Raw genomic sequence first — 26,083 nt, 5'->3', positions numbered from 1 at the left:
AACGTTACGCTATTATTGCTTTAATTTCATTGATAAATCTTACCGCTAAATCATCTGCAGCTTGTTGCGATTTTGCTTCAGTATAAATTCTAATAATTGGCTCTGTATTCGATTTTCTTAAATGAATCCATTCTTCTGCAAAGTCAATTTTTACACCATCTATTGTATTTACATCTTCATTAGAATAAGTAGAAGCCATGGTTTCTAAAATCTTGTCAACATCTATTTCTGGTGTTAATTGAATTTTATTTTTACTCATAAAATAACTTGGATACGAATCTCTTAATTCTTTACAAGACATTTTTTTATTAGCTAAGTGTGATAAAAATAAAGCAACACCTACTAGAGAATCTCTACCATAATGAGAAGCAGGATAAATAATTCCTCCATTTCCTTCTCCACCAATTACAGTATTAGTTTCTTTCATTTTGATCACCACATTTACTTCACCTACTGCAGATGCAGTATACGTTCCGCCATGTTTTTCTGTAACATCTCTTAAAGCTCTAGAAGAAGATAAATTAGAAACAGTATTTCCACCACCTAATTTTCCTAAAACATAATCTGCACAAGCAACTAATGTATATTCTTCTCCAAACATAGAACCATCTTCAGAAATTAAAGCCAAACGATCTACATCTGGATCTACTACAATTCCAAAATCTGCTTTCTTTTTTACTACTAGTTCAGAGATATCTGTTAAGTGTTCTTTTAAAGGCTCTGGATTGTGAGGAAACTCACCGTTTGGTGTACAATATAATTCGATACATTTTACACCTAATTCTTTTAATAGAGCAGGAATAAAAATTCCACCTGTAGAATTTACACCATCTACAACTACTTTAAATTTTGCTTTTTTAATGGCTTTTACATCCACTAAATCTAACTTTAAAACTTCTTTAATATGCTTTTTTAAGTATTTTTTATTCTTTTTGTAAGAACCTAAATCGTCTACTTCTGCAAAAGAGAAATCTTCACTTTCTGCTAAAGCTAAAATTTCTTCTCCTTCTGCTCCGTTTAAAAATTCTCCTTTTTCGTTAAGTAACTTTAAAGCATTCCATTGTTTCGGATTGTGAGATGCTGTTAAAATAATTCCACCATCTGCTTTTTCTAAAGGTACTGCAACTTCTACGGTTGGTGTTGTAGATAAACCTAAATCTATTACATCTATACCTAAACCAACTAAAGTATTCGCTACTAAACTAGATATCATTTTACCAGAAATACGAGCATCTCTACCAATTACTACTTTTATATTTTTCTTATTAACATTTCTTGCTTTAATAAATGCTCCGTAAGCAGAAGCAAATTTTACAGCATCTATTGGTGTTAAATTATCGGCAGTTTTACCTCCAATAGTTCCCCTAATTCCTGAAATTGATTTTATTAATGTCATAATTTATTATTGTCTTTTTAAGCGGAACAAATATAATTCTATTAAGTGATAAAATAAATTAGTGAGCTGTTAATTTTGATATTGTAACGTATTGATAACTAGCTAGCGTTAGGGATTGAAACGGCATCCTTTTTATAGCGCTTTTTAACAAGCGTTATTGCGAGGAACGAAGCAATCTGTTTATTAATTATGAGATTGCCACAGGTTACAAAAAAAGAAACTTAGCAATGACAGCTATAAAAAGATATAGTGGAAAGCCCGACCTTTAGGTAACGCCCAAAAGAGTATTCAGTATTCAGTATTCAGTATTCAAAAATTAAAATTTTTGAATAGTAACATCTACAAATTTTATAGAAACTTTAAGGCACAAAAAAAGCCGATACAAATTGTATCGGCTTTAAAATATAATAGAAATGTAAATGATTATTTACCTTCTTCCATTTTTTTCTTTAATGCTGCAAGACCACCAATATCTCCTAAGGTAGTTTTTTCTGCTTCTGCTGCTTTCTTAACGGCAACTTTCACATTTCTTTTCTCTTGCTCTTTAAATAAAGATGTATGTGAAACAACAACTCTTCTGTATTCTTTAGAGAATTCTAAAACTACAAATTCTATTGTGTCTCCTTTTTCTAATTTAGAACCATCTTCTTTTTCTAAGAATCTTGTAGGTGCAAATCCTTCTACTCCATCAGCAAAAGTTACAACTGCTCCTTTATCATTCTTTTCTTTGATTGTTCCTTCATGTTTAGAACCGATAGCATACGTATCTTCATGTGCATCCCAAGGGTTATCTTGAGTTTGCTTATGACCTAAGTTTAACTTTCTGTTCTCTACATCTAATTCTAATACTTGTACTTCTAGTTTATCACCAACAGTTACAAAATCTGAAGGATGCTTCACTTTCTTAGTCCAAGATAAATCAGAGATATAAACTAAACCGTCAATACCTTCTTCTAACTCAACAAAAACACCAAAGTTTGTGTAATTTCTTACAGTACCTGTGTGCGTTGAACCAACTGGGTATTTAGTAGTAATATCTGTCCAAGGATCTGGGTGTAATTGTTTGATACCTAAAGACATTTTACGGTCTTCACGGTCTAAAGTTAAAATTTGAGCTTCAACTTTATCTCCAACTTTTACGAAATCTTGTGCAGAACGTAAGTGAGTTGACCAAGACATTTCAGAAACGTGAATTAACCCTTCTACTCCTTGTTCTACTTCTACAAACGCACCATAATCAGCTAAAACAACAACTTCACCATTTACTTTATCACCAACTTTTAATTCGTTGTTTAAAGCTTCCCAAGGGTGAGCAGATAATTGTTTTAATCCTAATTGAATTCTAGATTTGTTATCATCAAAGTCTAAAATTACAACGTTTAATTTTTGATCTAATTCTACAACCTCATTTGGATGATTGATTCTAGACCAAGATAAATCAGTAATATGTACTAATCCGTCTACACCACCTAAATCAACAAAGACACCATAAGAAGTAATATTTTTAACAATACCTTCTAATACTTGTCCTTTTTCTAATTGACCAATAATTTCTTTTTTCTGTAATTCAATATCAGCTTCAATAAGAGCTTTATGAGATACAACAACGTTTTTAAATTCGTGGTTGATTTTAACAACTTTAAATTCCATTGTTTTCTCAACATACTGATCGTAATCTCTAATTGGCTTAACGTCAATTTGAGATCCTGGTAAGAATGCTTCAATTCCGAAAACATCTACAATCATACCACCTCTAGTTCTACATTTAACGAAACCGTTAACTACTTCACCAGTTTCATGAGCATTGTTAACACGTTCCCATGCTTTAATAACTCTTGCTTTTTTGTGAGATAATACTAATTGACCAGAAGAATCTTCTCTTTTGTCTACTAATACTTCTACTTTATCTCCTTCAGCTAAACCTTGGTTGTAACGGAATTCGTTTAAAGAAATAACTCCTTCAGATTTAGAGTTGATATCGATGATTGCATCTCTATCAGTAATTCTGATTACAGTTCCTTCAATTACGTCACGCTCGTTTACAAAACCTACAGTTCCTTCTAAAGCTTTTTCAAATGCTTGTAATTTTTCTTCATCAACAGCTTCAATACCTTGTTCGTATTTGTGCCAGTTAAAATCAGCTAAAAATTGTTTTGGATCTACAGCAGGAGTCGCTGTTTCTTGTACTTCAGCAGCAACAACTTGCTCTTCAGTGTTTTTTGTTTCTTCAGACATGTGTCTAAAATAATTTTGTATCTTATTGTTTATCAGATTTTAACGATATAAACGCAAAGAGTTGTTTTTATAAATTGTTTTAAATAATCCTTTTATAAATCTGTTATCGTAAAAAGGAGTGCAAATTTACAAAAATGTTTTGATTATTAAGCAATTAGAATTAATTTATTATTCCTTTTATTCTTGATATACAAAAAACTACCTTTGCACTCTTAAAACCGTTATGGGTAGATTTTAATGAAGATGGATAAAAATACAAAAGATTTAGTAGATAAAGGGATAATGCTTCCGTTAATGGAAGAGTTCTATACAATACAAGGAGAAGGTGCTCACACAGGTACTGCCGCTTATTTTATTAGAGTTGGTGGTTGCGATGTTGGTTGCCATTGGTGTGATGTTAAAGAAAGTTGGAATGCAGAATTGCACCCACCAACCTTGGCTGACACGATAGTAGATAATGTTAAAAAATATGCTGAAACAGTTGTAATAACTGGTGGTGAGCCTTTAATGTGGTCTATGGATTATATTACAGATTTACTACAAAAAAATAATATTAGAACGCACATAGAAACTTCTGGAGCGTATTCTTTTTCTGGAAAATGGAATTGGTTTTGCCTTTCACCCAAGAAAACAAAAATGCCTTTAGCAGAGTGTTACCCAGAAGCAGATGAGTTAAAAATGATTATTCATAATACCTCAGATTTTGCTTTTGCAGAACAAGAAGCTGCTAAGGTTGGTGCTAAATGTCAACTTTATTTACAACCAGAGTGGAGTAAAAAAGAAAAAATGACAGCATTGATTGTAGATTATGTAATGAAAAATCCAAAATGGAAAATTTCTTTACAAACACATAAATATCTGAATATTCCTTAATATTCAGATATTTAATTTTTTTATTAGAAGCCATTTCCTGCTTTACACTATATCTTTTTATAGTTGTCATTGCGAAGTTTACTTTTTTGTAAACTGTGGCAATCTCTTTATTTAAAATTACGAGCTGTATTTAAGGAGCTATAAAAAGGATGCCGTTTCAATCAGGGCTAAGTGTACCTGCTATAATAATGGCTATTCAGAAAGTTTTCTATCAACCAAAGCACAAATACGTTCAAATTGTTCTGTAATTCCCATATCAGAATTATCAAACTCAATAGCATCCTCTGCCTTCATTAATGGGGAGTCTTTTCTTGTAGAATCTATTCTATCTCTTTCTTCTACATTAAAAAGAATGTCTTTAAAATCTACTTTGTCACCTCTATCAATTAATTCTTTATAACGTCTTGTAGCTCTTTTATCTGCAGAAGCAGTCATAAATAATTTTAGTTCTGCATTAGGAAAAACAACCGTTCCAATATCTCTACCATCCATAACAATACCACTATTCTTCCCCATTAATTGCTGTTCTGCAACTAATTTTTTTCTTACTTCAGAAATAGCAGATACTTTACTTACTAGTTGAGAAACTTCTAGTGTTCTAATTTCTTTTTCTACATTAGTAGCATTTAAAAACATTTCTGCAAAACCTAAATCTTTATTAAATTGAAATGTTAGAGAAATATGTTTTAAGTTTAAAATAAGTGATTTTTCATCTAAATGATTTTTACTCACAAAATTATTATTCATAGCAAACAAGGTAACCGCTCTATACATAGCACCTGTATCTACATAAATATAATTGTATTTTTTTGCTAATAATTTAGCAATGGTACTTTTCCCTGTTGATGAAAATCCATCAATAGCTATTATAATTTTTTTATTCATATTATCTTCTACTATCTAAATCTATTAATAAACTAAAAGTACTTGCATTTGTTGCAGAGTGAAACTTAGAATAGGCATAATTAAACTTTAACCTATTCATCTGGATTCCAAATCCATAAGAAAAACCACTAAAAGTTCTAGCATTTTGTAGTTTTAACTCGGCAGCTCTTCTAAAGTTATAACCCAATCTTAAATTAATCAAACTCTCTGGGAACAACTCACCACCTATCACAAAATGTCTAAAAGTGTTTCCTATAAAACCTACATCTTCATTAGTAATGTTTCCTTCTAAATCAGTTGTTTGATCAGATGGGTTGGCAACAGAAAGATTCCATTTTTGTAAATTATCAATAGTAGCATACCATTTTAACGGAACGTGTTCTAATTTATAAGAACCTCCTAAAGCAACTTTAAAAGGCAGTTTTTCTTTTACGCCATTATAAGTCTGTATTTGAGTACCAATATTTCTGGCAACTATAGTAAATGTAAAAGGTTTATAAGGGCTACTATATAAAAGGGCTAAATCTGCAGAAACACCTATAGAAGAAAAGTTAGCAATATTAGAATTTATAAACCGAATATTAGAACCAATAAAAAAATTAGATCTTGGAATGTTTATAGCATATCCTAAAGAAACTGCTATATCACTAGCGTTAAAATCGCCCGTTTCATTTCCTTGTTCGTCGGCTCCTATTAAAGCCCCATAATCTATATATTTAATACTTCCATGTATCGTTCCAAATCTTCTAGAAATAGTTCTCGCATAAGACAAAGAACCAATATTTATACCGGCTAAAAAACTTGTATAATTTGCAGACAGTTTATTATCTAGCTCAACACTAATTACAGAAGGATTCCAAATAGGCTGATTTACATCATCTAAAAGTGTTAAAACTTCACCACCTAAAGCTACTTGTCTTGCAGAAGTAGAAATATTTAAAAACTGATACACTTCTTCCCCTCCAACTTGTGCGTTTAAAGAGAAAGAAAAAAATAAAATAGAAATAAAAAATAATTTTATCATTAACTAATTTAGTTTCAATTTACAAATATACTTTATAACGTAGTAGCATCATAAAAATTACTATTTAAAACTATAAAATATTTTCATTTAAATGTCATTATAAGATAACCCTGAATATTATTCATGAAATATATTTATATTTTCTGAATAATTAATATTGATACTCAACAGACATATAAAATCTATTAAGTTCCTACCCTCTATTTACTAAGAATACAATTATACATGGTTTTTTCTTAAAAAGGTACTTCAAAAAGTATAAAATTGAATCTTCTACTTGTTCTGAATACATATTAAATTAAAGGTTTAAGGCTAAGAAAATTAACTACACTTTATTAGCTACAAAGGCCATTGGCTATCGAAATCCTTTCTATTGATTATTTTTATTGTAATTTTGTGGATGCAACTGTTTTTCTGCTTTTATTTTTTCTTATAATCTCTGTCTTTAAGCTTTATCTTCACTGCACATTAAATTTTACCTTTTGAAAACAGTATTAAACAGAACACTAAATTAATTAACCTAAATATTTTACGAAAACTACAATATGAGTAATTCTTTTAGAACCAAAACCACTTTAGATAAAGGCGTAACTATACCTAGTCTAATTTTTATAATCTCCATTTGTCTAATTTCTGCTATTTTTCCTGATTTTACAGAAACCCTCCTGAATAAGGTTAAAAACTTCATATTTGTTAACTTTAATTGGGTATACGTTTGGTGTGTTACAATATTTGTTATTTTCTTGGTTTATTTAATGTTTAGTAAGTACGGAAATATTAAGCTAGGAAGTAACGATAGCAAGCCAGACTATTCTTTCTTTTCATGGGTTTCAATGCTATTTTCCGCTGGTATGGGAATTGGGTTGATGTATTTTAGTGTAGCAGAACCTATGCAGCATTACTCCAATGAAGTATTAATGGGCAACAGTACCATTAGTCCTGCAAAAAATGCTCAATTATATACTTTTTTCCATTGGGGAATTCATGCTTGGGCTATTTATGGTACTGTAGGACTATCATTATCCTACTTTGCATACCGATACAAACTTCCACTTTCATTACGAAGCTGTTTATACCCCATATTGAAAGATAAGGTTAAAGGAAAATGGGGAAACGCAATTGATGTATTCGCTCTTTGCAGTACCTTTTTTGGAATAACAACCACACTTGGTTTTGGTGTTGTTCAAATCAATTCTGGATTAGAAACCCTAAACATAGTACCCGAGAGTAGTTTTATCTATCAGATTATAATAGTAGGTGTATTGGTTTCTATTTCCATTTTTTCTGCTGTAACCGGCGTAGATAAAGGTGTTAAAATACTGAGTAATATTAATATTATTAGTGTTGTTATTTTATTATTATTTGTTTTATTTCTTGGACCAACTGTTTATATAATAAGCAGTTTTACCGAAGGAATGGGTAGTTATATTCATAACTTTTTTAAACTAACATTTAATACACATATTTATGAAGAAGAAACACTGCCTTGGTTTTACGATTGGACCATACTTTACTGGGCGTGGTGGATTTCTTGGTCTCCTTATGTTGGACTTTTTATTGCTAAAATATCAAAAGGAAGAACTATACGAGAATTTATTTCGGCAGTATTAATCATACCAACATTATTCAATTTTATTTGGATGTCTGTATTCGGAAATAGCGCTATTTGGTTTGATATTAATGTCGCAAATGGACTACTTAGTGAATTATCTAGTAATCCTGATGCCTTGATGTTTAATTTTTTAGAATACCTACCATTCACTAAAGTAATTAGTTTATTAGCTATTTCTATCATTCTTATTTTCTTTGTAACATCTGCAGACTCAGGTATGTTTGTAATGAATAGTATCTCTAGTAAGAACTCACAAAATTCTCCTAAATGGCAAACTGCAGGATGGGGAATTCTACTTGCTATTCTAGCCCTATTTTTATTAAACGCTGGAGGGCTTGAAGCCTTACAAAGCATGACACTTATTACAGCACTACCGTTTTCTATAATTATTCTTTTATTTGTTGTGAGCCTTGTAAAAGCACTCGCTATAGATAATGATTATTACAAACGTGATTTTCAAGTAACCCCTTGGTCTGGTTTATTTTGGAAAGAACGTTTAAAACAAATTATTTCATACGATGACCAAAAATCTGTTGATGAATTTATTGAAAACACGGTTAAACCTGCCTTTAAAGAACTACACCAAGAATTTGTAAATAATGGAATTGAAGCAACTGTTCATTTTTCCGACAAACCCAAAAGCGTAGAAATCGAAATTAAGTATGATGTCGTTAATAATTTTGTATATGGCGTAAAAAATCAATCCAAATTAGTTTCTCAATACTTAATTGATGAAGACAACCTTGGAGGATTTGAAGAAGATTGTTCGTACCTTCCTATAACTTATTTTGGTGATTACAGAAAAGGATATGACGTACGTCTTTTTACTAAAGATGAACTAATTTCTGATGTCCTCAAACATTACGAAAGGCTTTTAGCTATTATTTCCGAAGAAAAAAACGAAATGTTTATTAGTAGTAATGCAAATAAAAAATAAATCAGTCCGATGTTCATCCTTTAAAACAAATACATCTCTCTAAAAAACGAAGTCAAAACAATAATATCAACATAACAATGACTACTACTTACGAAACCATTCAAAGGTTTTGTAAATAATAGTCATATAAACCTCATTAAGAGATATTTGATAAATATTTAAATTTGATATTTTTCCAGAGAATACTATGTATGTATTCGATTACTGTAAATTTAAGTCAGGAAGGCAACCTAGCTTTAGGAATACTTTTTTTTATTCTAAGACCACGGTATAAAAGCTGAGTATTTAAATATAACCTTATTTAACACTAGTTTTATCTAAGTAATAACAATGTTAAGTAACATATTTGCTCTTATAAGTAAAAAAAAGAATATTCTGTTTACTAGAAAATAATAAAAAACTCCATTTTTAAAATGTTTATTAACGACATCATTTTTCCGATTTAACAATCACCACCTTCTAAAAGAAATATTTACTATATGATATTCTACTTATTTCGAAAAACTTGAAATAGTAAAAAAATAATATACTTCTTCCCCATCAAATTGAGTATTTAAGAAAAGAGAAAAAAAAATATTTTTTTTATCTAAATGCAATTATAAACAATCATGAATATTATTCACAAAAACAAGTATGTAAAATTAACAATACTTTATATTTAGATATAATAAAAATAAAATACCGCAATAAAGTAACACTAACCAACTGTAAATATGCATTAAAAACGCAAAAATGCCGCAAAAAAATAAATAAAATGCAAGATTATTATAATATTTTGTTAAGTTTGTCTTAACTAATCAATTAATAATAACTATGACTAAAAAAATTAAAGTTACACTTCTGGTTTTTTTTACAACTTCATTTTCCGTTCTATTTTCACAAAATATAGTTGTGAAAGGTACTGTTGTTGATAAAATTGACACCCCATTACCAGGGGTTACCATAATGATTAAAGGAAGTAATAAGGGAACGTCAACTGATTTTTATGGAAATTATAACATATCAGTTGCAAAGGGTAAAACATTAGTTTTCTCTTCTATTGGATATCAAAAAAAGGAAGTTCTTGTTAAGAACATAACAGGTAAGATCGTTTTAGAAGAAGATACTTCTGTACTTGGAGAAGTAGTAATAACTGCAGAATTTGGTTTAAAACGTGTAAAACGAAGTATTGGTTCTTCTGTACAGCACATTGATGGTAAAACCATTGAAGATTCTGGTAGAGAAAATTTCATTACCGCATTAGCAGGAAGAGTACCCGGACTTAATATTGGTTCTACCAGTGGTAATCCAGGAGCTTCTACAAATGTGGTACTAAGAAACATTACATCTATATCGGGTAATAATCAACCTCTTTACGTAGTGGATGGTATTCCTATGAACAACTCTACTTTTGACCCAAGCGGAATGGCTGGTGGTGGATTCTCTGTTCGTGATATGGATTTTTCTTCTAGAGGTAATGATTTTAACCCAGAGGATGTTGAATCTATAACTGTTTTAAAAGGAGCTGGAGCCGCAGCATTGTATGGTTCAGATGCATCTAACGGAGCCATTATTATTACTACTAAAAAAGGTAAAGCCGGTAAAGGTACTGTTAGATTTAGTAATTTTTTAAAGTTTAGTAATGCATACGGCTATCCAGAAATGCAAGACAAATATTCAAATGGAGCCAAAGGAACAACTAATTATTATTACACAAGTAAGTACGGTGGGTTATACCCAGAAGATACAAAGATATATGATAATATAGATGCTGTACTTCAAACAGGTGTTCAAGAACGATATAATGTTTCTGTAGAAGGTGGTTCAGATAAAGCAACTATTCGTGGTAGTTTTTCTCAATTAAACGAAACTGGTGTAATAAAAACTACAGAGTACAAAAGAACCAATTTAAGTTTATCTGGTAAAGCTGAAATTACAGATTGGTTAACTTTTGAAGGAGCTTTGCAATATACCAATACAGGTAACAATAAAGTTAGAACAGGTACAGCAGGTCCATTATATCGTGCAATGTTATGGCCTATGGTAGATGATATGAGCAACTATCTTGCAGAAGACGGAAGCCATATGAGATCTCCAGAATATTACCTTGATGACGATTTATTAAATCCACTTTTTGGAATGCATAAAAATAAATATTATGACGAATCAGATAGATTTATCAGTAATATCTCTTTAAACATCACCCCTCTAAAAAATACTTTCTTAAGAGCTCAAGTTGGTTGGGATGTAGGTATGCAAACGTATGTTACTTCTACCCACCCTTATTATGCAAATGCAAATGCAGGTGAAGGTCAATACAATCTAGTTCAATCTAATTTTTCTGACCCAACAATTAACATCATTGGAGGATACAATAATAAATTTCTTGATGACAAATTTTCTTTTTCTGCTCAATTAGGATATCATCAAGTAGAAAATGGAGTAACAAGAGCTGCTAGTTATGGTAGTAATTTTATCGAAACAGATTTTCAATCGATAAACAATACAGATCCTTTATCACAAACAGCTATCCAAAGAAATACCACACGTAGAGTACAAGGAGTTTCTGGATCTTTTGAGTTTGGATATAATAATCTTGCCTTCCTTACTTTAAGAGCTAGAAATGACTGGTCATCTACATTACCTGTAGAAAATAATAGTTACTTCTATCCTGCTATAGAAGGTTCTTTAATTATATCTGATTTAGATTTCATGAAAAACAATGAAGCTATAAACCTATTAAAGTTACGTGGTTCATGGGCGCAAGTAGGAAAAGATGCAAGACCTTTACAAATTGATCCACAACTGCAACAAACAAATTTAACTGGTGGTGGTTTTCAATATGGTTTTACCGGACCTAACCCAAATCTTAAACCAGAAATTACAACCGCTAATGAAATTGGTGTTGATTTAGGTTTGTTTAAAAATAGAGTAAAAGCAAGCTTTACTTATTTTACAACAGAAAATTCAGATCAAATAGTACAAGGTTTTAGATTAAGTTATGCAACAGGATTTGTATTAAATACACTAAATGTAGGTACATTTAAAACAAAAGGATGGGAAGCAAACATAGATGTTGATGTTATTAGAAATAATGATTTTACTTGGAATGTTGGTGTTAATGGTTCTCAAGGAAGTTCAGAAGTGGTTTCTCTACCAGAAAATGTAACAGAATACTATAATTCATATACTTGGAATTCTGGAAACATACGAAATGGTATCATGCAAGGGGAATCAATTTCTTCTTTAACAGGAAGAGCTTACGAACGTAATGATAACGGAGATATATTAATTAGCCCAACAACAGGTTTGCCAATTACAGATGATGAATGGTCTATTATTGGAGATAGAGAACCAAAATTACGTTTTGGTATGAATACAAGTTTTAAATATAAAAACTTTAGATTATCTAGTTTATTTGCAGGTCGTTTAGGTGCTACCGTTGTAAATGGTACAAAAAGATATATGATGGAGCGAGGAACAAGTTGGGAATCGGTTGATTTACGAGAAAGTGGTCCACAAGTATTTACAGGTGTCATTAGAGATGGTAATGAGAATACAGACAACCCTACTCAAAATACAATAGCAGTAGATTACAGTATGTATGGTTCTTCTATTTTTACAGGAGGAGATGAAGATTGGCTAGAAAAAGATGTAAACTATATACGTATGCAAGAATTACGTTTGTCTTACCGATTAGATGATAATTTACTTAAAAATTCGAAACTCTTCTCTCAAATGAATTTGTTTTTTGTTGCAAACGACTTGTTTACATGGACAAATTACTCAGGTATTGATGCAGTAGGTAACACGGTTTCTGCAGCAGCTGGAGGTACTGGTGGTGAAGGTATTGACGTATGGTCTATGCCAAACCCTCGTAGCTATTCAGTTGGAGTAAGTATAACCTTAAATTAAAAATAAAACATCATGAAAAATAAATTAATATACATACTAATAGTATTTTTCAGTTTAACGAGCTGTGAAGAATATCTTGATGTAAATGATAATATAGATGCACCCGCCAAGGTAGATGGGTACTTATACCTTGCAGGAGTTACACAACAATACCAAAATATCTATTATGATTTGCGAGCTATTGCTCCGATGACGCAAATGATGGGTACAACTAGTTATTCTAATTTTGCAAGCAATTACTATAATTTAGGTAGTGATGCTGGAGGTGAAATTTGGAAAATGACCTATTTCTCTCAAGGTCAAAATCTAGAAAATTTAATCAATCAATCTATAGCAGCAGAAGATTGGACGTTAGCAGGAATTGGTTTAGCAATGAAAGCCTTTAGTTGGGATTTGTTAACAAAGGTTAATGGAGAGGTACCAATGAATGATGCATTTGTATCTGGTTTATTACAACACGATTATGATTACCAAAAAGATGTTTATGAACAAGTTCGTAAATGGGCCTATGAGGCAATTGAAATGTTAGAAAAAACTGACGATCAATCGTATGGTGATAAATTAACTAATAATGATTTTATTTACGGTGGTAATAAAGAAATGTGGATAAAATTCTCATACGCAGTTATTGTACGTAACCTAGCTTCTTTAACCAACAAAACAGATTTTTCAGGAACATATGCTCAAGAATTAATTACAGCAGCTGGTAAATCTTTTCAAAGCCCAAGTGATGATGCTACAGTAACTGTTGGAGCCGGATCACAATCGGCACCATATAGCAGCTATAATAATTTTTGGGGAACAGCAAGAGGTAATTTAAGCTATAGTTATTTTCAACACGATTATGCTGTACAGGTATTTACAGGTACGGTTCCAGAATATGAAGAAGCTACAGGAGATAAAATTCATATTTTAGATGGTAATCCATATTATCCTGTAGAACTTGCAGACAAACAAATAATTACAGATACGTTATCTAATGAGTTAGGTCACTTTGACCCTAGAGTTACTGTAAAATTAGCTACAGAAAGTAATCCAACTTATTTAAACTTAAATAACATAGATAGTGTAAAAACATATCAATATTATGGAGGAACTTTTACAGGAAAAACAGGACCAATAGGTCAGGCTCCTTCTTTTTACGGAAGAACTTTAACTTCTCAATATCAAGGAACAGTAAATGATGGTATAGGTCGTTGGATATATAGAGACGATGCACCATACATATTAACCACTTATTCAGAAATACAATTTTGTTTAGCAGAGACATATTGGAAAATAGGACAAAAAGCAGAAGCATTTGAAGCCTTTAAGAGAGGTGTTAGTGCAGATATGCAAACAACAGCGCGTTATATTCGAACAGGAAGTGAAGGTAATGCAACTGGAGGTGACAAAATTACTACAGGTGCTTTTAATTCACTAGCTTCAGAGTATTTAAACGGGCCTTATGCAGGAGGATTACCATTAGCAGATTTTTCATTATCACATATTATGATGCAAAAATGGGTTGCTTTATACCCATGGGGAGCACAAGAGGCTTGGGTAGATATGCGTAAATATAATTATGATATAGATTATACAGGTGATGTACCTAGCACAGGAAATGGATTTGTACATGGTATAGTAGAGCAGAAAAAAGATACAGACCCTTCTAAAGTTTATAAGGGTTTTTACTTAGCTCCCGCACAAGTAGAAGGTAGAAAAGGATCTTATTATACACAAAATGAAGGATCTCCAAGTTATAGAATAAGACCAAGATTCAATTCAGAATATATGTGGAATATACCTTCTTTAGAAACTATAAAACCTATTTCTGGAACAGCAGACAATTACCATACCTCAATTCCATGGTTTGTTTATCCTGGAGATTTACCTCAATAACGGAAGATTTTAAACTTAAGAAATATATAATATGAAAAATATAACAAAAATAGGACTCTTTCTTGTTTGTACTTTTTTATTTACGGCCTGTGATCAACATGTTGTAGAATACGATACAACTGAAATAGATCTAACAACAACAGCACAATTTCAAATACATAACATGGTTCCTCTTGCTACTGGAACAGCAAATAATATAAATAAAATTGAGGTCAATGATGTCTTGATAACCAATGAAACATTTCCATTATATCCTAATAACTTTATACCTTATAGTGCTACTGGGGGTAAGTTTTTCACCACAGAATCAGGACTAATAAACCTTAAGTTATATAAAGGTGCGGTAGATAATTTAACATTAGTTTACGATGAAGATATTCAATTACCTGTTGGAAAAACAAGTATAATTGTTCATGATTTTGACAAAGCACCAACAATTACTGATTATGGAGTATTTCCTAAAATTATTACAGAAAATAGTGGTGAAACTACATGGATTAAATTTCATAATTCACTTTATGAAACACCTGGTGTACCTACTACTTTAAAACTTCAGTATCAATATCAATATACTATAGATAACGAAACAGGAGATAAAAGTGAATGGATTAATGTTGGAAATCCTGTATTATTTGGAGAAGCAACAGAATGGGAACCAGTAACAGTTAACAAAACAATAGAAGTATCTTCTGGTTATGGACGTGTAGATTACAGAATTAGAGTAATAGGTGATGATGGATCAGACCAAGGTAATTTAGCAATAGAAAGATCTTGGGGCTTCGTAGATTATGGTGATTATTGGACCGGTTATGTTGGTAGTTATAGACAACATATTCTTTCTAGATACCGAGTAGATAACACATCTTACTATGCTAGAGTATATCAACATACAGCCTTATAAAAAGTTTAAACCTAAAAAAAAAAGCCAATTCTAAACATTTTAGAGTTGGCTTTTTTTATACTTATATATAAATAGTTAGTTATTGAGAATATCTATAATAGAATAATAGGAAAAATAAAGGGAGAATAATTAGGGCGTGTCCATGCAAAAAAAGCATGGTCAGGCTATTCACTACAAGTCCTCGTTCGTACCTCACTGTGGGCTTTCCATTACTATCCTTCACGCAAAAGAAAACAAATTAAAAAATAAATTGTCTAGAAAGTTTAATATAAATAGTAACGTTGTTTACAAATTGACAATACAACCTCATTACAATTAGAAGCAAAATTTGTGCTATAAAACTACATTAAAGAACAGAAAAAGTTCAATGAAACAATTGTTATCTCTTTTTGAATCAAAAAACTATTGAATTTAAAACCTTAATGATATATAGCAAAACGAAAATCAATAACCCAATCTTCGACATAAAAGTAATACTAGTGTATGCTTAGTATTCAATTATCTTTTTAAAACAGGAATAAGAATACCTAATGTTATAAGCAAAATAAATTTATAACTAAACATATGGTAAAATAAACATCATTATAAAAAAATATATACCTATAATTAAGAGCAATTAGCTGTAAATTAAGGTAGAGGATTAAAAGAATGTTAAAATAGCAAGAATTAATAATGATGTCTTTGTAAACTGAGTATATAAAAGAATAAAACAAGTTTTAATTGAAAACATAAAAACTCCGTTTACTAAAACCAAATGTACTTTTTTGATAATAATATTGATAAAAAAATAGTCATAAAAAAACCTCAATTCGTAAGAATTGAGGTTTAAGATCTTGATTTCTCAAGATTAAAGAAAGGCGGCGACCTACTCTCCCACATAAATGCAGTACCATCGGCGCGATTGGGCTTAACTTCTCTGTTCGAGATGGGAAGAGGTGAGCCCCAATGCTATAACCACCCTAAAATTTTCAGCTAAATTTATTTAACTGTATAAGTTAACATATGGTAAAATAATATCTAAATCGTCTAATAAATAAAGAGTCTATGCTCCCGCCTTTCGGCGGGAAGCGTACATAAGTCTATGGGTTATTAGTATCACTTGGCTATGACATTACTGCCTTTACACCTATGACCTATCAACGTTGTAATCTCCAACGACCCTTTAAAGAAATCTCATCTTGTGGTGGGTTTCGCGCTTATATGCTTTCAGCGCTTATCCCTTCCCGACGTAGCTACCCTGCTATGCTTCTGGCGAAACAACAGGTACACTAGAGGTCAGTCCAACTCGGTCCTCTCGTACTAGAGTCAGATCCACGCAAATTTCTAACGCCCACAGCAGATAGAGACCGAACTGTCTCACGACGTTCTGAACCCAGCTCGCGTGCCACTTTAATGGGCGAACAGCCCAACCCTTGGGACCTTCTCCAGCCCCAGGATGTGACGAGCCGACATCGAGGTGCCAAACCCCCCCGTCGATATGAGCTCTTGGGGGAGATCAGCCTGTTATCCCCGGAGTACCTTTTATCCTTTGAGCGATGGCCCTTCCATGCGGAACCACCGGATCACTATGCTCTTGTTTCCAACCTGATCGACCTGTATGTCTCTCAGTCAAGCACCCTTATGCCATTGCACTCTACGTACGGTTACCAAGCGTACTGAGGGTACCTTTAGAAGCCTCCGTTACTCTTTTGGAGGCGACCACCCCAGTCAAACTACCCACCAAGCACTGTCCTCATCTCTGAGTTAGACTCTAGATAAGCAAAGGGTGGTATTTCAAGGACGACTCCACAACGCCTAGCGACGCTGCTTCGATGTCTCCCACCTATCCTACACATTACTTATCCAAAGCCAATACTAAGCTATAGTAAAGGTTCACGGGGTCTTTTCGTCCCGCTGCGGGTAATCGGCATCTTCACCGATACTACAATTTCACCGAGCTCATGGCTGAGACAGTGTCCAGATCGTTGCACCATTCGTGCAGGTCGGAACTTACCCGACAAGGAATTTCGCTACCTTAGGACCGTTATAGTTACGGCCGCCGTTTACTGGGGCTTCATTTCAGATCTTCGCCGAAGCTAAACCCTCCACTTAACCTTCCAGCACCGGGCAGGTGTCAGGCCTTATACATCATCTTTCAATTTAGCAAAGCCCTGTGTTTTTGATAAACAGTCGCCTGGACCTTTTCACTGCGGCCCATCCGAAGATGGGCGACCCTTCTCCCGAAGTTACGGGTCTATTTTGCCTAGTTCCTTAGCCATGAATCTCTCGAGCACCTTAGAATTCTCATCCCAACTACCTGTGTCGGTTTACGGTACGGGTTCTTATAATCTGAAGCTTAGAGGTTTTTCTTGGAAGCCCTTAGGCACACTATCCAATTGTCCGAAGACGCTTGGTACTATCACATTTCACCTAAATCTGCGGATTTACCTACAGTTCTAATAGCTACATGTTTCAACGAACTATTCCGTCAGTTCGCGCTGCTTTCATTACTCCGTCACCCCATCGCAATTATAAGAAGTACAGGAATATTAACCTGTTATCCATCGACTACTCCCTTCGGATTCGCCTTAGGACCCGACTAACCCTCAGCTGATTAGCATCGCTGAGGAAACCTTAGTCTTTCGGTGTGGGGGTTTCTCGCCCCCATTATCGTTACTTATGCCTACATTTTCTTTTGTAAACACTCCAGCATACCTCACAGTACACCTTCTACGCTGATTACAATGCTCCCCTACCACTAACTTATATTTCAAAGTTAATCCATAGCTTCGGTAATATGTTTATGCCCGATTATTATCCATGCAAAATCGCTCGACTAGTGAGCTGTTACGCACTCTTTAAATGAATGGCTGCTTCCAAGCCAACATCCTAGCTGTCTAAGCAATTTCACCTCGTTTTTTCAACTTAACATATATTTGGGGACCTTAGCTGATGGTCTGGGTTCTTTCCCTCTCGGACATGGACCTTAGCACCCATGCCCTCACTGCTGAGAAACATTTTATAGCATTCGGAGTTTGTCAGGAATTGGTAGGCGGTGAAGCCCCCGCATCCAATCAGTAGCTCTACCTCTATAAAACTTTTACTCAACGCTGCACCTAAATGCATTTCGGGGAGTACGAGCTATTTCCGAGTTTGATTGGCCTTTCACCCCTACCCACAGGTCATCCAAAGACTTTTCAACGTCAACTGGTTCGGTCCTCCACTGTGTGTTACCACAGCTTCAACCTGCCCATGGGTAGATCACTCGGTTTCGCGTCTACTACTACTAACTAAAGCGCCCTATTCAGACTCGCTTTCGCTACGGCTCCTTGACTTAATCAATTAACCTTGCTAGAAACAGTAACTCGTAGGCTCATTATGCAAAAGGCACGCCGTCACAACATAAATGCTGCTCCGACCGCTTGTAGGCGTACGGTTTCAGGTTCTATTTCACTCCCTTACTTAGGGTTCTTTTCACCTTTCCCTCACGGTACTAGTTCACTATCGGTCTCTCAGGAGTATTTAGCCTTACCGGATGGTCCCGGTGGATTCATACAGGATTACTCGTGTCCCGCACTACTCAGGGTACCACTATCTATAATTCGCTTACTTTTACGGGACTATCACCCTCTATGGTCAGTCTTTCCAAACTGTTCTAATTCACTTATCTTCGAATATCGTGGCCCTACAACCCCTATTTTGCCGTAACAAAATAGGTTTGGGCTAATCCGCGTTCGCTCGCCACTACTAACGGAATCACTATTGTTTTCTCTTCCTCCGGTTACTTAGATGTTTCAGTTCACCGGGTTTACCCCTATTGCTAGGTGACATGTCTTCAACATGACGGGTTGCCCCATTCGGAGATCTACGGATCAAAAGGTATGTGCCCCTCCCCGTAGCTTTTCGCAGCTTATCACGTCCTTCGTCGTCTCTGAGAGCCTAGGCATCCGCCATACGCCCTTACTTAACTTATTGTACTTTTTGCTACAGTGTGTTGCCACACTATAATGAACTCTTTTATATTTTTATAAAAAAATTTTTGATTAGATAAATCTAATCGTTCTCTATCTATTTGATTCTTACGATATCATTTTACCAATATGTCAATGAACTTGTGGTGAGTCACCACTGACAATTTAAATCATCATTAGTGCTCTCCTGCAATAATCTAGAGATAATATACATCATCTCCAGGCATTGCCTGGTGGAGAATATCGGAGTCGAACCGATGACCTCTTGCGTGCAAGGCAAGCGCTCTAGCCAGCTGAGCTAATCCCCCATTATGAAATTCAGAATAAATCCTAAATTATGAATGTAGAATCCTCTTACTTCCAGAATTTCCTTAGTATTTTGCTTTTTGTAGTCCCGGGCAGACTCGAACTGCCGACCTCTACATTATCAGTGTAGCGCTCTAACCAGCTGAGCTACGAGACTATAATAGCTTAAAATACTTATATTATAAAATTAACAGCAAAGAGTAAAAATGACCTTTTTTTGTAACTCACCATCTTTCTCTAGAAAGGAGGTGTTCCAGCCGCACCTTCCGGTACGGCTACCTTGTTACGACTTAGCCCTAGTTACCAGTTTTACCCTAGGCGGCTCCTTGCGGTGACCGACTTCAGGCACTCCCAGCTTCCATGGCTTGACGGGCGGTGTGTACAAGGCCCGGGAACGTATTCACCGGATCATGGCTGATATCCGATTACTAGCGATTCCAGCTTCACGGAGTCGAGTTGCAGACTCCGATCCGAACTGTGATATGGTTTATAGATTCGCTCTCTGTTGCCAGATGGCTGCTCATTGTCCATACCATTGTAGCACGTGTGTGGCCCAGGACGTAAGGGCCGTGATGATTTGACGTCATCCCCACCTTCCTCACTACTTGCGTAGGCAGTCTCGTTAGAGTCCCCATCATAACATGCTGGCAACTAACGACAGGGGTTGCGCTCGTTATAGGACTTAACCTGACACCTCACGGCACGAGCTGACGACAACCATGCAGCACCTTGTAATATGTCCGAAGAAAAAACTATCTCTAGTCCTGTCATACTACATTTAAGCCCTGGTAAGGTTCCTCGCGTATCATCGAATTAAACCACATGCTCCACCGCTTGTGCGGGCCCCCGTCAATTCCTTTGAGTTTCAGTCTTGCGACCGTACTCCCCAGGTGGGATACTTATCACTTTCGCTTAGTCACTGAGCTAATGCCCAACAACTAGTATCCATCGTTTACGGCGTGGACTACCAGGGTATCTAATCCTGTTCGCTCCCCACGCTTTCGTCCCTCAGCGTCAGTACATACGTAGTAGACTGCCTTCGCAATCGGTATTCTGTGTAATATCTATGCATTTCACCGCTACACTACACATTCTATCTACTTCCATATGACTCAAGTCAACCAGTATCAAAGGCAGTTCCATAGTTGAGCTATGGGATTTCACCTCTGACTTAATTGACCGCCTGCGGACCCTTTAAACCCAATGATTCCGGATAACGCTCGGACCCTCCGTATTACCGCGGCTGCTGGCACGGAGTTAGCCGGTCCTTATTCTTACAGTACCGTCAAGCTGGTATACATACCAGTGTTTCTTCCTGTATAAAAGCAGTTTACAACCCATAGGGCAGTCTTCCTGCACGCGGCATGGCTGGGTCAGAGTTGCCTCCATTGCCCAATATTCCTCACTGCTGCCTCCCGTAGGAGTCTGGTCCGTGTCTCAGTACCAGTGTGGGGGATCTCCCTCTCAGGACCCCTACCTATCAAAGTCATGGTAAGCCGTTACCTTACCATCTAACTAATAGGACGCATAGCCATCTTTTACCAATAAATCTTTAATTAAAACTCGATGCCAAGTCTCAATACTATGAGGTATTAATCTTCATTTCTAAAGGCTATCCCTCAGTAAAAGGTAGGTTCTATACGCGTTACGCACCCGTGCGCCGGTCGTCATCTGTGCAAGCACAATGTTACCCCTCGACTTGCATGTGTTAAGCCTGCCGCTAGCGTTCATCCTGAGCCAGGATCAAACTCTTCATTGTATATTGTAAATATTATAATGAATAAGTTTCAAAAGAATTTGTTTAAATAAATCTAAACATGGTTATTCTACTCTTTAATTACGCTGTCAATTTCAATATTTTCAATGAACTTCTTAAATCTTGCACTCCCTGTATTTAAACAGGTATTTAAAATTCAATTTGTAGAAACGTTAGAATCGAACTAACTGACTTATTTAATAGTCATTCCAAATTTTCTCTAATCTTTTTTCGCTGTATTTCTTAGCGGCTGCAAACATACAAACTATTTCTAATCTGACAATAAAAAAATAAACTTTTTTTTTACTTGTTTTTAAACCTAAGATTAAATCTTTAACACCTTCTTAATAAAGTTCTCTAAAGACTTAAAGCAAATTTTAATGAACGAAACTAACAAACTACTACATCCGTTAGCGGGTGCAAACTTACAACACCTTTTTAATCTAACAACTATTTTTTTACACTTATTTTAATTTAATTTTACACTTGCTTTTAATAAGCTTGTTTTGAATGATTTATAAACTCTATTTTTTTGATTTTTTTTTAGAGGGTTTATCCGTTTGTTGATGGACTGGAGTATTTCTTGGTATTTTGCTATAGAAAGTATTCAATACAGTAAGTTTTGTTGGTTGGTTTTTGCTATAAATTTTAGAAATTAGTACTTATTCATGTCTGAAAATTACTTTATCGGGAATTTTATTTGGGTAATTATTCGTGTTAGGGATAGAAACGGCATCATTTTGTGAAGTATGAAGTAAAAGATACAGTGAAAAGCCCGACCTTTTTTATCTGAAAGTTTATGGAAATTGAAGGTGTGTTTTTATATATGACACTAATTTTTTAAGAATTTACCTAGAAAAAGGAACACCCAAAGGAAAATATTACTTCTTAGTCTTATTGCTCTCTAAACCTTTATTTTCATGAAACTAACCTATGTAATAAACCATAGAAAATTTAACATTTAGAACACTTAAAATAATATATTACCGATAGAACTACTAATCCCCTAGTCTGGTAGGATTATAAGGTAAAAACAGCAGAAATTAATGATACCTTTTTGCAGTATGTCTAATACAAATAAACCATTTAAATTTAGAGCAAAAAAAAACCTCAATTCATAAGAATTGAGGTTTAGGATCTTGATTTCTCAAGATTAAAGAAAGGCGGCGACCTACTCTCCCACATAAATGCAGTACCATCGGCGCGATTGGGCTTAACTTCTCTGTTCGAGATGGGAAGAGGTGAGCCCCAATGCTATAACCACCCTAAAATTTTCAGCTAAATTTATTTAACTGTATAAGTTAACATATGGTAAAATAATATCTAAATCGTCTAATAAATAAAGAGTCTATGCTCCCGCCTTTCGGCGGGAAGCGTACATAAGTCTATGGGTTATTAGTATCACTTGGCTATGACATTACTGCCTTTACACCTATGACCTATCAACGTTGTAATCTCCAACGACCCTTTAAAGAAATCTCATCTTGTGGTGGGTTTCGCGCTTATATGCTTTCAGCGCTTATCCCTTCCCGACGTAGCTACCCTGCTATGCTTCTGGCGAAACAACAGGTACACTAGAGGTCAGTCCAACTCGGTCCTCTCGTACTAGAGTCAGATCCACGCAAATTTCTAACGCCCACAGCAGATAGAGACCGAACTGTCTCACGACGTTCTGAACCCAGCTCGCGTGCCACTTTAATGGGCGAACAGCCCAACCCTTGGGACCTTCTCCAGCCCCAGGATGTGACGAGCCGACATCGAGGTGCCAAACCCCCCCGTCGATATGAGCTCTTGGGGGAGATCAGCCTGTTATCCCCGGAGTACCTTTTATCCTTTGAGCGATGGCCCTTCCATGCGGAACCACCGGATCACTATGCTCTTGTTTCCAACCTGATCGACCTGTATGTCTCTCAGTCAAGCACCCTTATGCCATTGCACTCTACGTACGGTTACCAAGCGTACTGAGGGTACCTTTAGAAGCCTCCGTTACTCTTTTGGAGGCGACCACCCCAGTCAAACTACCCACCAAGCACTGTCCTCATCTCTGAGTTAGACTCTAGATAAGCAAAGGGTGGTATTTCAAGGACGACTCCACAACGCCTAGCGACGCTGCTTCGATGTCTCCCACCTATCCTACACATTACTTATCCAAAGCCAATACTAAGCTATAGTAAAGGTTCACGGGGTCTTTTCGTCCCGCTGCGGGTAATCGGCATCTTCACCGATACTACAATTTCACCGAGCTCATGGCTGAGACAGTGTCCAGATCGTTGCACCATTCGTGCAGGTCGGAACTTACCCGACAAGGAATTTCGCTACCTTAGGACCGTTATAGTTACGGCCGCCGTTTACTGGGGCTTCATTTCAGATCTTCGCCGAAGCTAAACCCTCCACTTAACCTTCCAGCACCGGGCAGGTGTCAGGCCTTATACATCATCTTTCAATTTAGCAAAGCCCTGTGTTTTTGATAAACAGTCGCCTGGACCTTTTCACTGCGGCCCATCCGAAGATGGGCGACCCTTCTCCCGAAGTTACGGGTCTATTTTGCCTAGTTCCTTAGCCATGAATCTCTCGAGCACCTTAGAATTCTCATCCCAACTACCTGTGTCGGTTTACGGTACGGGTTCTTATAATCTGAAGCTTAGAGGTTTTTCTTGGAAGCCCTTAGGCACACTATCCAATTGTCCGAAGACGCTTGGTACTATCACATTTCACCTAAATCTGCGGATTTACCTACAGTTCTAATAGCTACATGTTTCAACGAACTATTCCGTCAGTTCGCGCTGCTTTCATTACTCCGTCACCCCATCGCAATTATAAGAAGTACAGGAATATTAACCTGTTATCCATCGACTACTCCCTTCGGATTCGCCTTAGGACCCGACTAACCCTCAGCTGATTAGCATCGCTGAGGAAACCTTAGTCTTTCGGTGTGGGGGTTTCTCGCCCCCATTATCGTTACTTATGCCTACATTTTCTTTTGTAAACACTCCAGCATACCTCACAGTACACCTTCTACGCTGATTACAATGCTCCCCTACCACTAACTTATATTTCAAAGTTAATCCATAGCTTCGGTAATATGTTTATGCCCGATTATTATCCATGCAAAATCGCTCGACTAGTGAGCTGTTACGCACTCTTTAAATGAATGGCTGCTTCCAAGCCAACATCCTAGCTGTCTAAGCAATTTCACCTCGTTTTTTCAACTTAACATATATTTGGGGACCTTAGCTGATGGTCTGGGTTCTTTCCCTCTCGGACATGGACCTTAGCACCCATGCCCTCACTGCTGAGAAACATTTTATAGCATTCGGAGTTTGTCAGGAATTGGTAGGCGGTGAAGCCCCCGCATCCAATCAGTAGCTCTACCTCTATAAAACTTTTACTCAACGCTGCACCTAAATGCATTTCGGGGAGTACGAGCTATTTCCGAGTTTGATTGGCCTTTCACCCCTACCCACAGGTCATCCAAAGACTTTTCAACGTCAACTGGTTCGGTCCTCCACTGTGTGTTACCACAGCTTCAACCTGCCCATGGGTAGATCACTCGGTTTCGCGTCTACTACTACTAACTAAAGCGCCCTATTCAGACTCGCTTTCGCTACGGCTCCTTGACTTAATCAATTAACCTTGCTAGAAACAGTAACTCGTAGGCTCATTATGCAAAAGGCACGCCGTCACAACATAAATGCTGCTCCGACCGCTTGTAGGCGTACGGTTTCAGGTTCTATTTCACTCCCTTACTTAGGGTTCTTTTCACCTTTCCCTCACGGTACTAGTTCACTATCGGTCTCTCAGGAGTATTTAGCCTTACCGGATGGTCCCGGTGGATTCATACAGGATTACTCGTGTCCCGCACTACTCAGGGTACCACTATCTATAATTCGCTTACTTTTACGGGACTATCACCCTCTATGGTCAGTCTTTCCAAACTGTTCTAATTCACTTATCTTCGAATATCGTGGCCCTACAACCCCTATTTTGCCGTAACAAAATAGGTTTGGGCTAATCCGCGTTCGCTCGCCACTACTAACGGAATCACTATTGTTTTCTCTTCCTCCGGTTACTTAGATGTTTCAGTTCACCGGGTTTACCCCTATTGCTAGGTGACATGTCTTCAACATGACGGGTTGCCCCATTCGGAGATCTACGGATCAAAAGGTATGTGCCCCTCCCCGTAGCTTTTCGCAGCTTATCACGTCCTTCGTCGTCTCTGAGAGCCTAGGCATCCGCCATACGCCCTTACTTAACTTATTGTACTTTTTGCTACAGTGTGTTGCCACACTATAATGAACTCTTTTATATTTTTATAAAAAAATTTTTGATTAGATAAATCTAATCGTTCTCTATCTATTTGATTCTTACGATATCATTTTACCAATATGTCAATGAACTTGTGGTGAGTCACCACTGACAATTTAAATCATCAT

At 35.7% G+C, this 26,083-nt stretch carries 9 protein-coding genes, 2 tRNA genes and 5 rRNA genes; 5 read left to right on the top strand and 11 right to left on the bottom strand.

Going from position 1 to position 26,083, the window contains the following annotated elements; translation table 11 throughout:
- Window positions 1–4: 4 nt before the first annotated feature.
- Entirely contained in the window at window positions 5–1,396 is a 1,392-nt protein-coding gene (glmM, locus tag WG945_RS15490) for a phosphoglucosamine mutase (protein WP_068450093.1), read from the bottom strand.
- Window positions 1,397–1,819: 423 nt separating this feature from the next.
- On the bottom strand, window positions 1,820–3,631 hold the full coding sequence (gene rpsA, locus WG945_RS15485; protein ID WP_068450091.1) for a 30S ribosomal protein S1: 1,812 nt from the start codon (window positions 3,629–3,631) through the stop codon (window positions 1,820–1,822).
- A 243-nt stretch (window positions 3,632–3,874) separates the two neighbouring features.
- Between rpsA and WG945_RS15480 the strand changes: the two genes are divergently transcribed.
- Window positions 3,875–4,504, top strand: a complete 630-nt coding sequence (locus WG945_RS15480; RefSeq protein ID WP_068450089.1) for a 7-carboxy-7-deazaguanine synthase QueE — start codon at window positions 3,875–3,877, stop codon at window positions 4,502–4,504.
- A gap of 192 nt (window positions 4,505–4,696) precedes the next feature.
- On the opposite strand, the gene cmk is transcribed toward WG945_RS15480, so the two are convergent.
- A complete protein-coding gene (gene cmk / locus WG945_RS15475) occupies window positions 4,697–5,389 on the bottom strand; it encodes a (d)CMP kinase (protein ID WP_068450087.1) in 693 nt (230 codons plus the stop codon).
- Window position 5,390: 1 nt separating this feature from the next.
- Window positions 5,391–6,413 (bottom strand): type IX secretion system protein PorQ, encoded by a 1,023-nt coding sequence (porQ, locus tag WG945_RS15470; protein WP_068450085.1) that lies wholly within the window; start codon window positions 6,411–6,413, stop codon window positions 5,391–5,393.
- A gap of 545 nt (window positions 6,414–6,958) precedes the next feature.
- Between porQ and WG945_RS15465 the strand changes: the two genes are divergently transcribed.
- The 4 genes from WG945_RS15465 (at window position 6,959) to WG945_RS15450 (ending at window position 15,638) form a co-directional block, all read left to right on the top strand.
- Window positions 6,959–8,962, top strand: coding sequence for a BCCT family transporter (locus tag WG945_RS15465; protein ID WP_068450083.1), 2,004 nt, complete (start codon window positions 6,959–6,961; stop codon window positions 8,960–8,962).
- A gap of 891 nt (window positions 8,963–9,853) precedes the next feature.
- Window positions 9,854–12,856: a SusC/RagA family TonB-linked outer membrane protein gene (locus tag WG945_RS15460; RefSeq protein ID WP_197482086.1), complete on the top strand. Its 3,003-nt coding sequence runs from the start codon at window positions 9,854–9,856 to the stop codon at window positions 12,854–12,856.
- A 12-nt stretch (window positions 12,857–12,868) separates the two neighbouring features.
- On the top strand, window positions 12,869–14,737 hold the full coding sequence (locus WG945_RS15455; RefSeq protein ID WP_068450079.1) for a SusD/RagB family nutrient-binding outer membrane lipoprotein: 1,869 nt from the start codon (window positions 12,869–12,871) through the stop codon (window positions 14,735–14,737).
- A gap of 31 nt (window positions 14,738–14,768) precedes the next feature.
- Complete coding sequence (locus WG945_RS15450) at window positions 14,769–15,638, top strand: hypothetical protein (protein ID WP_068450077.1); 870 nt, start codon at window positions 14,769–14,771, stop codon at window positions 15,636–15,638.
- 852 nt (window positions 15,639–16,490) lie between these two features.
- On the opposite strand, the gene rrf (WG945_RS15445) is transcribed toward WG945_RS15450, so the two are convergent.
- From rrf (WG945_RS15445) to WG945_RS15415, 7 genes are all read right to left on the bottom strand, one after another.
- Window positions 16,491–16,600 (bottom strand): 5S ribosomal RNA (gene rrf, locus WG945_RS15445).
- A 107-nt stretch (window positions 16,601–16,707) separates the two neighbouring features.
- Window positions 16,708–19,592, bottom strand: a 23S ribosomal RNA gene (locus WG945_RS15440).
- Between the two features lie 227 nt (window positions 19,593–19,819).
- A tRNA-Ala gene (locus WG945_RS15435) sits at window positions 19,820–19,896 on the bottom strand.
- A gap of 81 nt (window positions 19,897–19,977) precedes the next feature.
- A tRNA-Ile gene (locus WG945_RS15430) sits at window positions 19,978–20,051 on the bottom strand.
- A gap of 84 nt (window positions 20,052–20,135) precedes the next feature.
- Window positions 20,136–21,653, bottom strand: a 16S ribosomal RNA gene (locus tag WG945_RS15425).
- A gap of 1,155 nt (window positions 21,654–22,808) precedes the next feature.
- Window positions 22,809–22,918 (bottom strand): 5S ribosomal RNA (gene rrf, locus WG945_RS15420).
- Between the two features lie 107 nt (window positions 22,919–23,025).
- Window positions 23,026–25,910: ribosomal RNA gene (locus WG945_RS15415) — 23S ribosomal RNA — on the bottom strand.
- Together the 16S, 23S and 5S rRNA genes with 2 tRNA genes alongside form the textbook arrangement of a ribosomal RNA operon.
- Window positions 25,911–26,083 lie beyond the last annotated feature (173 nt).

It is taken from the genome of Polaribacter atrinae, assembly GCF_038023995.1.
Classification (GTDB): Bacteria; Bacteroidota; Bacteroidia; order Flavobacteriales; family Flavobacteriaceae; genus Polaribacter; species Polaribacter atrinae.
Note: the sequence above shows the minus strand (reverse complement) of the source record. Positions and strands in the feature narration are given on the sequence as shown.

Coding starts and splice junctions, on each gene's coding strand:
- rpsA (WP_068450091.1), bottom strand. CDS start 3,631: ATGTCTGAAGAAACAAAAAACACTGAAGAGCAAGTTGTTGCTGCTGAA.
- WG945_RS15455 (WP_068450079.1), top strand. CDS start 12,869: ATGAAAAATAAATTAATATACATACTAATAGTATTTTTCAGTTTAACG.
- WG945_RS15465 (WP_068450083.1), top strand. CDS start 6,959: ATGAGTAATTCTTTTAGAACCAAAACCACTTTAGATAAAGGCGTAACT.
- glmM (WP_068450093.1), bottom strand. CDS start 1,396: ATGACATTAATAAAATCAATTTCAGGAATTAGGGGAACTATTGGAGGT.
- porQ (WP_068450085.1), bottom strand. CDS start 6,413: ATGATAAAATTATTTTTTATTTCTATTTTATTTTTTTCTTTCTCTTTA.
- WG945_RS15480 (WP_068450089.1), top strand. CDS start 3,875: ATGGATAAAAATACAAAAGATTTAGTAGATAAAGGGATAATGCTTCCG.
- cmk (WP_068450087.1), bottom strand. CDS start 5,389: ATGAATAAAAAAATTATAATAGCTATTGATGGATTTTCATCAACAGGG.
- WG945_RS15450 (WP_068450077.1), top strand. CDS start 14,769: ATGAAAAATATAACAAAAATAGGACTCTTTCTTGTTTGTACTTTTTTA.